This is a genomic window from Streptococcus sp. OMI870 (genome assembly GCF_047460295.1).
Lineage (GTDB): Bacteria > Bacillota > Bacilli > Lactobacillales > Streptococcaceae > Streptococcus.
In genome coordinates this window covers 679,862-692,919 of record NZ_JASHGM010000001.1, presented here as the reverse complement: position 1 = coordinate 692,919, position 13,058 = coordinate 679,862, and the positions used below count along the sequence as shown (strand labels likewise).

Here is a 13,058-nt window from a genome sequence, read left to right as displayed (position 1 = left end):
ACCGACTGCGATTGTTTTTGTTTTTCAAAGGGATACACAAAAAAGACTGAACCCGTAGAGTTCAGTCTTTGTTCACTTTCTATTAAAGTGATGTAAGGAAAGTCAATCCCCCTAGGATGACACCTGCCGAATTCGGAATGATCAAAATCCAGTCTTTTTTAGGTTCCTTTGTCCAACCATAAATGACCCAGATCAAGCAAGAAATAGCAGCTGACAAGGGTTGGAAAGGTTGGGCCTTATTTCCCTGTAAATTAGCAATAATTTGTGGGATGTAGGCAATGAAAACGATAATCCCAATAAAGGCACCGATCGAGCCAACGATTTGGTTGATTTTTTGTTTATTCATAAAATTTTACCTCTGTGTATCAAAATAGCATAAGTAGGAAGAAAATGCAATTAATTTGCATGCTACGCAAAATGAAAACGATCACATTTGCAAAAGAATTAGACAAAGTGTCAAAAAATGGCAACTAGAGAGAAAATTCACTCGAAAAGAAATCCATCTTCCTGCAAAATCACAAGATTGTGACACTTTACAGTTTAGTAACATTTGAAAAAAGTACTTGAATTTTAAGAGGGCAAGCGTTAGAATAGTGCGTACTTAAAAAACGAAAGGTATCATGAAAATGAATGAAAAACAAATGAAAATTCTTGGTTGGGTTGCGACCTTTATGTCTGTGATGATGTATGTCTCTTACTTCCCACAAATTATAGATAATCTCGCTGGTCACAAAGGAAACTTTATTCAACCTCTTGTCGCAGCCATCAACTGTAGTCTTTGGGTCTATTATGGACTTTTCAAAAAAGAACGCGATATCCCACTTGCTGCAGCTAATGCACCAGGGATCATCTTTGGTTTGATCACAGCGATCACAGCCTTGTAATTAATTAAAAAAGCTGGACAAAAGTCTGGCTTCTTTTTTTATGACTTCACCCATTTCCATGGTATAATGGGAGGACTATTCATAGAGAAGATCAAAAGGAGACACGAGTGGATCAAAAACATCACTGTCAGGTCCTATGGGCGAAAAATAAATACCTGGTGCTCAGTCGTTCCAGCAACATTTACAAGGAGATTCGAGAATACCTCAAGCAAGACCAGGTGGAGGTCAGCCACGTCGAGGACCTGATCCAGCAAGCGCTGGCCTTGCCGGAAAATCGTGGTCAGGTCTCCAATGCCTTCCAGCATATCTGGGGTTATTTTAAAAAGCAGGCGACTCCTGAGGAAAAGGCTGACTTCATGCTGCTACTTGAGAAATATCAGCATGGACAAGCTAGTCAAGAGGATCTCATCAAGGGGATCCAGACGCTCCTAGAGCGCTACCCGAATCGCTACTTACAAGACTCGACGCTACTAGGAGGTCAATAGATGAGACTCTGGCACCAAGACTTGATTCCCAAACTTCCTCGTCCCCAGCTCCTGGGCCAACACCGGGAATGCTGCGCTCTTCGAGGCAATGGCTGGGGCAAGAAGCACGCGACGGTCAACTATGTCTTTGACTACTCTCCCTATCGTCTCTATGCCTATCACCGACTAATCATGGAGGAGATGACCGCTCGTGGCTATAAGGTCAGCCCAGAGTGGTGGGAGTCGACCTACCGAGGCAAGAACTGTCCAGCCTATCCAGAGCTGGAAGAGGAAGCATTGAGCACACCCATCTATCCCGAGCATCAGGAAACTTACCTACAAGAATGTCTAGACAATCTAGCAGAAAAAGGGATTTATTTAGATTAAGAAAGAACGGACCAGACCAGGTTCGTTTTTTTGCGCGAAAAACCAACAAAATGCTTTGAAAGCGTTAATTTCTTTCTCAAACATGCTATAATAATAGGAGATTATGCACAGGAAAAGGATAGACGGATGAAGGCAGTAGCAACTCCAGAACTTGAGATTGAAAGACAGCTGATCCAGCAGTTGACTTCAGGAGAGAGTCAGTGGACCTATCGCGAGGATCTCAAGAATGAAGACCAGTTATGGGATAATTTCTTTGATAAGCTGGCGCAAAACAATGTCGCCGTGCTGGCGGACCATCACTTGACAGACCAAGAAAAGCGCCAGATCAAGAACCAGCTCAACTTTGTTAGCTACTATGAAGCGGCCAAGTGGCTTGCTGGTGAAAATGGCATCGCCAAGGTAGAAGTCCAGCGAGAAGACGCTAGCCTAGGAACTATCCGTCTCGCGGTCATCTGGCGGGACAATATTGCAGCTGGTAAGTCGAGCTATGAAGTGGTCAACCAAGTCGAACGCGACAAGGCCTATCCGCTAGACCAAGATCGACGGCTCGATACGACCCTTCTGATCAATGGCCTGCCTCTCATCCATATCGAACTCAAGAGTCCACGAGTAGCCTTTCTAGATGCCTTTCACCAGATCAAAAAGTACGACCGTGAAGGCAAGTTCCGGGGGATTTACTCTAGCTTACAGATGTTTGTCGTGACCAATAAAGTCGACACACGCTATATCGCTGCAGCCCGTGAAAGCAAGCTAAACAAGCAATTCCTGACTAAGTGGGTAGACAAGGACAACCAACCCATGATCGATCTCAACAGCTTTGCCCATGAGGTCCTTTCTATCCCTCGTGCCCACCAGATGGTCATGCAGTACTCAGTCATCGACGATAGTAAGAAAGCCCTCATCCTCCTGCGTCCCTACCAGATCCATGCCATCGAGGCTGTACAGGAAGCCTCTCGTCGCCAAGAGTCAGGTTATATCTGGCACACGACCGGATCAGGCAAGACCCTGACCTCTTACAAGGTAGCACGCAATCTCTTGCAGATTCCTGCTATTCAAAAGACCATATTTGTCGTCGACCGCAGAGACCTGAACCAGCAGACGACCTCGTCCTTCCTCTCTTATGCAGCTAATGATGTCATCGACATCGACGAGACGGACAATACCCATGAACTGGTCAAGCGCCTAGGGGGCAATGACAAGCGCGTGGTGGTCACGACCATCCAGAAAATCACAACCATGATGCGCAAGTTTGAAGAAGGGAAGTACCAGCGGGATGCTGGGAAGATCAAGGATCTGCGCGTGGCCTTTGTAGTGGATGAGTGCCACCGGGCGGTCACGCCACAGACGCAAAAGGAGATCAAGGCCTACTTCAAGAATTCTCTCTGGTACGGCTTTACAGGGACTCCGATCTTTAAAGAAAACAAACGCAAGCAAGTGGGAGACCTGGCTCAGACCACCCACCAACAGTATGGCGATCGTCTGCATGAATACACCGTCAAGGAAGCCATCCATGATGGAGCAGTTCTGGGCTTTAAGGTAGACTACCGCAACACCATCATCTCAGATCTGCAAGAAGAAGAGATCCCAGACCAGGCCTATGAGGACAAGGAGCACATGCTAGAAGTCCTGGATGCCATCCTCAATAAGAGCCAGCAACAGCTCAATATCCATAAAGGGGTCGGAAAGAGCTATGAGGCTATTTTGACAGTCAAGTCTATCCCACGAGCACAAGCCTATTACAATCTGCTCAAGAGCATTCTCGTTGGCAAGGAGCGGGTCAAGGTCTCCGAGCGGGTCAAACGCCATTTACCAGATTTTCCAAAGTTTACCATCACCTACTCAGTGTCTGAAAATGAGGAAGAGTCCATAGGCTACCAAGAACACATGAAGCAGGTCATGGAGGACTACAACCAAGAGTTTGGTACGCATTTTAGCCTAGCGGATCTGCGGGGCTTTAACACCGATGTCAACAATCGCCTGGCCAGAAAGCAGGACAAGTACCTCTACCGCAATGAGCAGTTGGATTTGGTCATCGTGGTCGACCGTCTCTTGACTGGCTTTGATGCGCCTTGTCTTTCTACGCTCTTTATCGATCGCAAGCCTATGCGCCCACAGGACTTGATCCAGTCCTTTAGCCGGACCAATCGGATCTTTGATGATAAGAAGCACTTCGGCCATATCATCACCTTCCAGCGCCCTCAAGCCTTTAAGGAAGCCGTCGACAATGCCCTCAAGCTCTACTCCAATGGAGGAGAAAATGAGGTCCTAGCACCAAGCTGGGAAGAAGAGAAACGCAACTTCTTAAAAGCCTGGGCAGAGTTTAAAGGCCAAGTCACAGACTTCGAAGAAGAAGGAGTCGCCCTTGAGCAGGCCCCAACGGCTCAGCTCCGCAAGGTGGCTAAAGCCTATCAGGTCTTTGACAAGTACCAAGCCTCGATCCGCGTCTACTCAGAGTATGATAAGGAAGAGATCTATCGGGAAACGGGCCTCAGCGATAGTCAGCTCGAAGCCTATCTGGGCCTCTATCAAAATATACTGGCAGAGATCAAGAGCAGGGATCCAGAAGTGGACTGCGAGGATGAGCTGGATATCCACTATGAGCTGGAGTCTGTCCAAGTCGATGAGATCAACTATGCCTATATCCTGATGCTGATCCAGAGTATGATCCAGCAGGAGGAAAATGACGAGCAGACCCTGAGTGACAAGGATATCGCAACCGTGGATAGCTATATCGAAAGCCTGAACCGGACCAATCCAAGCCTAGCGGAGATCATCCAAAACCTCTGGACTCAAGTCCAAGAAGAACCCGAACGCTACCGAGGACAATCCATCACCGGAGTCTTGGACCAAATGATCGAATCCATCATCGATAGCCATATCGAAAGCTTTGCCAAACGCTGGTATATCGGAGCCGACGAACTCCGCTACTATATCCAACACTACCGCAAAGGCGCTAAAAAACAAGCCGGCGAAAGCCAGCTGACCAAGAGCCAACGCTACAAAGACTACAAGGCAGAAGTGGCAGATGCCCTCAACCCACTCAGCTATAAAAAACAAATCAAAGAAGCCTATATCCAACTGATCGAAGAGGTGATTGAGCCGTTGAGAGTGGGGAGGTAGGAGTAATTATCATTGACTTGAGGGAACTCTTTTATCAAACTTATAAATTAATCTCATAATCTGAATTATTCATTTGTATAGAAGATAAGTAAAATTAAGGATAATACTATACAAATGATTGAGAAAAAAGAAATTTCGAGTGATCAAGAGCATGGGAGTGTATTACTAAGCTGGGAGTATGTACTATGGAAATTGATAAACATATTTTAGATATTGATAAAAATATTTGTAAGAATATTAAGCTTATAAAGGAAACTGGAGAACGGGGATTTTTTTCTCAAAATATTATGAATGAGCTTCGGAATTTTGTAGAACATATCGCCCTTAAAATATATAATCATGATAACAATGTAGACTTAGAATGGAATTATGATAACTTGGGTTTAGGAAAAAATTATATTTATGAAAATAGTAACTATAATTTTTTAAGGAAGTTTCATAAATTTCTTAAACCCTCAGCATCGCATTATACCCTTGATGAGAATAATTCAGAGAGATTAATGATTAAATATTATGAATATCTACTCAAAATTAAAGTTTTTTTGAAAAATACATATGGATTCAAGGTGTTAGAAAATCTTAATAATTTTCCACTTAATATGGATACAATGTCTGAGGAATATTATTCTAAAATCGCTAATGCTATTGATAATCCTATTTATCCTATTTCTTTTAACGAAAGATACTACATTCAGAAAATCAAACCATTTTTCATTAATCAAAAAATTTATTATGAAGTGACATATACTAGTACAGATGGGAACCATAATAAATTTGAAAGAATCACAGCATATACCAATAAGGAGATACTGTTCAATTATGCAACAAAGCTATATATTCGAACAGAAAAAATAAATATATATGGCTCACCTCTCACAATTTTAGTAATCGATGATTGGGAAGTCTCTATTCGACCATGTGAATTTAATTCTCTGAGTTCTATCCTAAAAATGGGGAATGATGAGATTAAATCTTCACACGTGGAATATCAGATTCTTATGTCATTTTTGAAAAAATATCAAATGAACTTAGTTGATATTATAGAGATAAATCAGGATTTATATTTATATATAAGATCTTTTATCAATGAAAGGTCGAAGGTATCCTATATCTTTAACATGTTAGATAAAATTAGGATAATAGTTCAGGAAAAGAAGCCTGGTTTTAACATCTTGAAATACTTATTATTTCATATGAATAATAGAGTTCTAAAAAATCAATATTATTATGACAATCATCCTAATAATCAATATGATGGGGGAAATAAAAAATTATCAGGTCTACGATTGCAATGGGGTTGTATTCCTTTTGATGAAATGCCATTTTGTACATCTTTAGTAAACCACAATCCCCAAATATATGATTTATTAGAATGTATTGATAGTAATGGAAAAGACGATGAATTTCTAACTAGGCTAGTAAAAAACAATACTGAAGTATACGGAAAACTGTATACTTTGATAAAAGAGCTACCAGAAGAGTATTCTGGAAGAGTTGACGAATTAGTAAATCAGTATAATAGAAAATTAATTAGCCAACATGCGGGTAGGAAGTTGAAAGTAGAAAGGGGACAAATTTTTATTTCACAATATGAAATAGATTCGCTTGAAATATTAAATACGTTAAAAGATTTTTCAGGTCATAATAATATCAATCATTCTAAATCAGTTGAAAAGTGGCTAGAGGAGAATGGAGATAATATAGATGATTCTTATAAAAAAGAAAAACTAACTTCGCTTTTTTCTAATTCGGCGGTATCTTTAGTATATGGTTCTGCTGGAACAGGTAAAACATACTTTATAAATCATATTGCACAATTTTTTAATTCAGCAGATAAATTATTTCTAGCTGTAACTCATACAGCAGTTGAAAATTTGAAGAGAAGAATCAGTTCATCAAATTGCAATTTTTCGACAATTAAAAGTATTATACATAGATCAGATATAGAGTGCGATATATTATTTATTGACGAGTGTAGTACGGTAAGTAATGCTGATATGGCTAAATTATTGAAGAATATTTCTTGCAAATTTCTTGTTTTAGTAGGTGATGTTCTTCAAATTGAGTCAATACAGTTTGGAAATTGGTTTGAACTTGCTAAGGAATTCATAAAAGATGAGGCGATAGTAGAATTAAATACACCATATAGGACCCAGGATAATGAATTGATTAATGTTTGGAATAAAGTAAGAAACATTGAACCCGATATTATGGAGCATTTATCAAGAAAAAACCTAAATTTCCCGTTGGATGAAACTATATTTGAAAAAATCCATGAAGACGAAATTATTTTAAGTTTGAATTATGACGGTATTTATGGAATTAATAATATCAATAGACTTTTACAAGCAGTTAATCCGAACCCAAGTTTTGAATGGAATTCACAACTATATAAAATTAATGATCCAATAGTTTTTAATGAGACAAGTAGATTTAATGGGCTACTATATAATAATTTAAAAGGTGTTATCAAAGATATTCAAGTAATTGATGATAATAGAATTTCTTTTACTATAGAATTACTAGATGTTGTTCTAAATGGCTTGGACGTTTCTGATAGTGAATTAGAACTTATAAGTAATAGTAGCCCCAAAAACTCTATTGTCAGATTTTATGTAAATAAGTATAGTAGTGCAGATGAGGATTTAGAAGACAAGTCATCAACTGTACCATTTCAAGTATCTTATGCAATTTCGATTCATAAGGCTCAAGGTTTGGAGTATGAATCTGTTAAAATTGTTATCACTAATGAAGTTGATGAACAAATTAATCATAACATACTTTATACCGCTATGACTCGGACAAAAAAATATCTCAAATTGTACTGGAGTCCGGAGACTGAGAAAAACGTGATCTCACATTTGAAAAGGAAAGATATTAAAAAAGATATTAATTTATTAAGAACGAAGTTATAGTACAGAAAAGAGGTTTTTTTATTAAGATGGGAAATAAAAAAATTCCTAAAATTAGATTTAACAATTCTAAAATTGATTGGCAAAAAGTAAAATTTAAAAATTTGCTTAACTCAGAAGAGGGAATTAGACGAGGTCCATTTGGTAGTGCTTTAAAAAAAGAATTATTTGTTCCAAATAGCGAGTATGTAGTTTATGAACAGCAAAATGCGATATATGATCACTTTAATACGAGATATAGAATCTTAGAAGAAAAGTATCGTGAATTAAAGAAATTTATGTTGTTACCTGGTGACTTTATTATGAGTGGTGCTGGTACTATTGGTAAAATTTCACTAGTACCTGAGGGAATTGAGAAAGGTGTGTTTAATCAAGCTCTAATAAGATTAAGAGTTAATAAAAACATTGATAAGGAATTCTTTTTACAATGGATGAGATCACCAGAAATGCAAAACAAGCTAACGAAAGCAAACCCTGCATCAGCAATGGTAAATTTGGTACCGATGTCTGAGGTGAAAGAATGGGATGTTATCGTTCCATCTCTAGAAGAACAATCCGCAATCGGCACACTCTTCCGCACCCTCGACGACCTTCTGGCTAGCTACAAGGACAATCTCACCAACTACCAATCTCTCAAGGCGACCATGCTCGCCAAGATGTTTCCCAAAGCTGGACAGACCGTTCCTGAGATTCGTATAGAAGGATTTGAAGGTGAGTGGGAGAAGTTGAAATTGAGAGATGTTGTACATACAAATCCCAAAAGTGAATTACCTGAAAATTTTAAGTATATTGATTTGGAATCTGTGGTAGGGACGCGAATTAATAAAATACGTGAAGAGCGCAAGGAATCTGCCCCTTCCAGGGCACAACGTTTAGCAAAAAAAGGTGATGTTTTTTATCAGACTGTTAGACCCTATCAGAAAAATAATTATTTATTTAAATTGGATGAGATAGACTACGTATTTTCAACTGGATATGCGCAATTGCGTCCAATTTTTAAGAGGTGTGATAGTGATTTTCTTTTAATTTTGTTACAAAATAATAGATTCTTAAGTAAAGTACTTGATAGATGTACCGGAACAAGTTATCCAGCTATTAATGTTAACGATCTTATTGAAATATTAATTGCAATTCCAAGTTATGACGAACAACAAGCCATTGGCTCCTACTTCTCAAACCTTGATAACCTCATCGCTGCTCACCAAGAAAAAATTTCTCAGCTAGAAACTCTCAAAAAGAAACTCTTACAAGATATGTTTATCTAACCTTCAAAAATTCCCCTTATCAACAACCATAAGCACAGCATTTTTCGAATAATATAAGTGAGCCCCTTTGATCTTTTTAAAGGGTGCTCCTTGGTATTTAATAACTTAAAAGTATTTACTTTTAATAACTTTAGAGTTATAATAAATTCGAAAAGAGGTTGCTTTGTGCACGCTATTTATTTTTATAAGGACAAACAGGGGAATCAACCGGTCTTGGACTACATGAGGGAGCTAGCTCGTCGCGATGATAAGGACAGCCGGATCAAACTTAACAAGCTCAACGACTACATCGAGCTTTTGAGCCAGCAGGGAACACGTGCTGGCCAACCCTACATCAAGCATCTGGATGCAGAGATCTGGGAGTTGAGATCCTTGCGAGATCGGATTTTATTCGTGGCTTGGCTGGATGGGAGTTTTGTCTTACTGCATCATTTTGTCAAAAAGACGCAAAAGACACCCAGACGAGAGATCGAGAAAGCCAAGCGGGAGTTGCAAGAATTGAAGGAAAGAGGGCTAAGTGATGAAGAATAGTGCCATCGGCAGCAATTGGAAAGATGTGAGAGCAGAGCTCTTCACCAAGGAAGAAATCCTGGAAAGTGATCTGCGGGTCGCGATTATGACTGAGCTGATCGAGGCTCGGCATGAAAAGGGCATTAGCCAAAAGAAACTAGAAGAACTCAGTGGGGTCAGTCAACCGGTCATCGCTCGGATGGAGACAGGAAAGACCAGTCCTCAATTGGACACGGTCTTGAAAGTCTTAGCCAGTCTGGGCAAGACCCTCGCTGTCGTCCCACTGGAACAAGAAAAGGTCTAAAAGAAATCAGAAAGAATTACTATGGAAACAACACAAACCTCCCAGTCGCTCTACCAAGCCCTGTGGAACTCAGCGGACGTGCTCCGCTCTAAGATGGATGCCAATGACTACAAGTCCTATCTCTTGGGGATGATTTTTTACAAGTACCTCTCAGATAAGTTGCTCTTCTTCGTGGCGGAGACCATGGAAGAGGAGACAGAGAGTCTGGATGAAGCCTTGGCGCTTTACCGATCCTACTATGAGGATCCAGACTCTCAAGAGGATCTGATCACTGTTATCACCGATGAGCTCAACTATGTCATCAAGCCAGACTTGACCTTTACGGCCTTGGTGGACCGGGTCAATGAAGGCACCTTCCAGCTGGAAGATCTGGCTCAGGGTTTCCGAGACATCGAGCAAAGTGACGACCTCTATGAAAACCTCTTTGAGGACATTGATCTCTACTCCAAGAAGCTAGGGGCTACTCCTCAAAAGCAAAACCAGCTAGTGGCTGCCGTTATGAAAGAATTGGCAGTGCTGGACGTGGCAGGTCATGCGGGTGATATGCTTGGGGATGCTTATGAGTACTTGATCGGTCAGTTTGCGACCGACTCTGGTAAGAAAGCAGGAGAGTTTTATACGCCCCAGCCTGTAGCCAAGCTCATGACCCAGATTGCCTTTTTAGGGCGTGAAGACGTGCAGGGCTTTACTATCTACGATGCCACCATGGGATCGGGCTCCCTCTTGCTCAATGCCAAGAAATTTTCTCACCAGCCTCAAACGGTCCAGTACTTTGGCCAGGAGCTCAATACCTCTACCTATAACCTGGCTCGAATGAACATGATCCTACACGGGGTTCCGGTGGAAAACCAGTTCTTGCACAATGCCGATACGCTGGACGAAGACTGGCCGACCCAAGAGCCGACCAACTTTGATGGGGTCCTCATGAACCCACCTTACTCAGCTAAGTGGTCCGCAAGCTCTGGTTTCCTCCAAGATCCTCGCTTCTCCCCATTTGGTAAGCTCGCGCCTCAGTCCAAGGCTGACTTCGCCTTTCTCTTGCATGGTTACTATCACTTGAAACAAGACAATGGTGTGATGGCTATCGTCCTTCCTCACGGGGTCCTTTTCCGTGGCAATGCTGAAGGAACCATTCGCAAGGCCTTGCTGGAAGAAGGGGCTATTGATACCGTGATCGGTCTACCTGCCAATATCTTCTTCAATACTAGCATCCCAACGACGGTCATCATTCTCAAAAAGAACCGGACTAATCGGGACGTTTACTTTATCGATGCTTCTAAGGAATTTGACAAGGGCAAGAACCAGAACATCATGACGGATGCCCATATCGAGAAGATCCTTAAGGCTTATAAGAGTAGAGAGGACATGGATAAGTTTGCCCATCTGGCTAGCTTCGAGGAGATCGTTGAGAATGACTACAACCTCAATATCCCGCGCTATGTGGATACCTTTGAGGAAGAAGAGGTAGAGCCACTGACAGATATCGTGGCCAAGATCAACCAAACCAACGCCACTATTGAAACCCAGACAGCCTCTCTTCTAGACATGCTCAGCCAGCTTCATGGAACAACGCCAGAAGCCGATGCTGAACTCAAGAAATTCGTCGAGGAGTTTAAGGGGTAGGGTCTCAGTCTTTGATTCAATAAGGACCAGTTAATGAAAGTTTTAACTGGTCTTTTCATTGCTAATCTGATACAATTAAATTACCTAAAAGGTAATTTAATTTAACAGAAAGGGACATATGAAGCTTATCTATACAAATAAAACTGTTGAAAAGCAGTGCACAGAGCTGAGGCGTGCGAAAAAGGATTTTTCGGATAAGATTGCTGTAAAGTTGCATCAGTTGATTACCTTTTTGGAAGCAGCAGATTCTTTGGCCAGTGTGATAGCTTTTCCTAAATATCACTTTCACCAACTCAAGGGAAAGAGACAAGGACAGTTTGCTTTGGATATAGATGGTCGGAAAAGTTCCTATCGGTTGATTGTAGAATTTCGTGAGGAGGACCTAGAAAAGGTATTTCCTAGTCCTGTTGAAATCGAAATCCTAAAAATAGAGGAGGTCAGCAATCACTATGAGTAATAAAATTGTTGAATACAAAGACCTGATTGCTTTTCATCCAGGTCAGTATGTTGAAGAGTTGATTGAAGATTATAACGTAACGCAGAAAGAATTTGCGGAACGTTTAGGAGTTTCAGCAAAGACTGTCAGCAAGCTCGTCAATGCGGAGGAGTCTATTAGTAAAGAGACGGCTCATAAGTTAGCCAAACTAAGCGGAGTTTCCATGCAAACTTGGCTCAATCTTCAAAATGCTTACGATGTAAAAGTTGCAGAAATTGTAGAACAAAAAGAGCTAGAAGAAGGTAGCGAGAAAGAAATCTGTGAGATGATTGATTTCAAGTATTTTAAGGCAGAAGGCTACGTTCCAGATAAACGCTATACATTGAAAGAAAAGATTGTTGAGCTTCGCAAGATTCTAGGAGTGGCGAGTTTAGACAAGTTCTCATCTTTTAACAATCAGGTGAGTTATCGAAATACGCGTGAGTTCACGACTAAAAGTATAGTGAACTCCAATATCATGTTGGAGTTGGCATCTAAAAAAGCGCGTGATATAACGACTACTAAGCTCAATCGCAGAAAGCTTGAGAGAAACTTGCCTGCTTTGAGAAAGTTGACCAGACAAGATCCTGAAGTCTTTCCTCAACGCCTGTATGATATCTTGCTAGATTGTGGTGTTGTCCTAGTTGGTCTACCTGCTTTGCCAAATGCCAATCTAAATGGTGCTACGAAAAAATTTGGAAATGGTAGTGCCTTGCTTTTACTCACAGATCGAAATAAAGCGTCAGATATTTTCTGGTTCTCACTTTTCCATGAGATTGGGCATATTCTGGAGAACGAGTTTTCATCAGATGATGGAAATGGTAAGTCATACCGACGTTCTGAGGAACTGGCAGATCAGTTTGCAAAAGATCTCTTAATAAGACCGGAAGACTATCAAGTTTTTGTTGAACAAGGAAACTTTGATAAGTCGGATATTCTACGCTTTGCTGAGGAAATCGATATTCATCCTAGTATTGTTTTAGGAAGATTACAAAATGAGGGTATTCTCAGTTTTGACAGATATAGAGAATTAAAAGAAAACTATTACTTCGTTTCGTAATGGTCTTGTACTCACTTTCCCAAATTTTTTTCGAATTATAGAAGTAGAGGGACC

General features: G+C 40.6%; 12 protein-coding genes. 11 read left to right on the top strand and 1 reads right to left on the bottom strand.

Annotated features, from left to right (window positions below):
• Positions 1-82 precede the first annotated feature (82 nt).
• The gene (locus QM968_RS03490; protein WP_003012241.1) at positions 83-346 is read right to left on the bottom strand and encodes a SemiSWEET family transporter; all 264 of its coding nucleotides are present in this window, start codon (positions 344-346) and stop codon (positions 83-85) included.
• Positions 347-626: 280 nt separating this feature from the next.
• On the opposite strand from QM968_RS03490, the gene QM968_RS03485 reads away from it, so the two are divergent.
• The 11 genes from QM968_RS03485 (at position 627) to QM968_RS03435 (ending at position 13,004) form a co-directional block, all read left to right on the top strand.
• Entirely contained in the window at positions 627-884 is a 258-nt protein-coding gene (locus QM968_RS03485; protein ID WP_040803284.1) for a SemiSWEET family transporter, read from the top strand.
• A 107-nt stretch (positions 885-991) separates the two neighbouring features.
• Positions 992-1,369, top strand: a complete 378-nt coding sequence (locus tag QM968_RS03480; RefSeq protein WP_270285316.1) for a YbgA family protein — start codon at positions 992-994, stop codon at positions 1,367-1,369.
• Positions 1,370-1,735 (top strand): TIGR02328 family protein, encoded by a 366-nt coding sequence (locus QM968_RS03475; RefSeq protein WP_009732446.1) that lies wholly within the window; start codon positions 1,370-1,372, stop codon positions 1,733-1,735.
• A gap of 126 nt (positions 1,736-1,861) precedes the next feature.
• Entirely contained in the window at positions 1,862-4,855 is a 2,994-nt protein-coding gene (locus QM968_RS03470; RefSeq protein WP_414382285.1) for a type I restriction endonuclease subunit R, read from the top strand.
• A gap of 185 nt (positions 4,856-5,040) precedes the next feature.
• A complete protein-coding gene (locus QM968_RS03465; protein WP_414382282.1) occupies positions 5,041-7,770 on the top strand; it encodes an AAA family ATPase in 2,730 nt (909 codons plus the stop codon).
• 26 nt (positions 7,771-7,796) lie between these two features.
• Positions 7,797-9,032, top strand: coding sequence for a restriction endonuclease subunit S (locus tag QM968_RS03460; RefSeq protein WP_414382279.1), 1,236 nt, complete (start codon positions 7,797-7,799; stop codon positions 9,030-9,032).
• Between the two features lie 165 nt (positions 9,033-9,197).
• Positions 9,198-9,563: a type II toxin-antitoxin system RelE/ParE family toxin gene (locus tag QM968_RS03455; RefSeq protein ID WP_257738554.1), complete on the top strand. Its 366-nt coding sequence runs from the start codon at positions 9,198-9,200 to the stop codon at positions 9,561-9,563.
• The gene (locus tag QM968_RS03450) at positions 9,553-9,846 is read left to right on the top strand and encodes a helix-turn-helix domain-containing protein (protein ID WP_021144391.1); all 294 of its coding nucleotides are present in this window, start codon (positions 9,553-9,555) and stop codon (positions 9,844-9,846) included. Before QM968_RS03455 ends, QM968_RS03450 begins: the two co-directional genes overlap by 11 nt.
• A gap of 21 nt (positions 9,847-9,867) precedes the next feature.
• Complete coding sequence (locus tag QM968_RS03445; RefSeq protein WP_414382276.1) at positions 9,868-11,469, top strand: type I restriction-modification system subunit M; 1,602 nt, start codon at positions 9,868-9,870, stop codon at positions 11,467-11,469.
• A gap of 118 nt (positions 11,470-11,587) precedes the next feature.
• Positions 11,588-11,926: a type II toxin-antitoxin system RelE/ParE family toxin gene (locus QM968_RS03440; RefSeq protein ID WP_135782516.1), complete on the top strand. Its 339-nt coding sequence runs from the start codon at positions 11,588-11,590 to the stop codon at positions 11,924-11,926.
• Complete coding sequence (locus tag QM968_RS03435) at positions 11,919-13,004, top strand: HigA family addiction module antitoxin (RefSeq protein ID WP_414382273.1); 1,086 nt, start codon at positions 11,919-11,921, stop codon at positions 13,002-13,004. The genes QM968_RS03440 and QM968_RS03435 overlap by 8 nt, the downstream gene beginning before the upstream one ends.
• Positions 13,005-13,058: the final 54 nt, after the last annotated feature.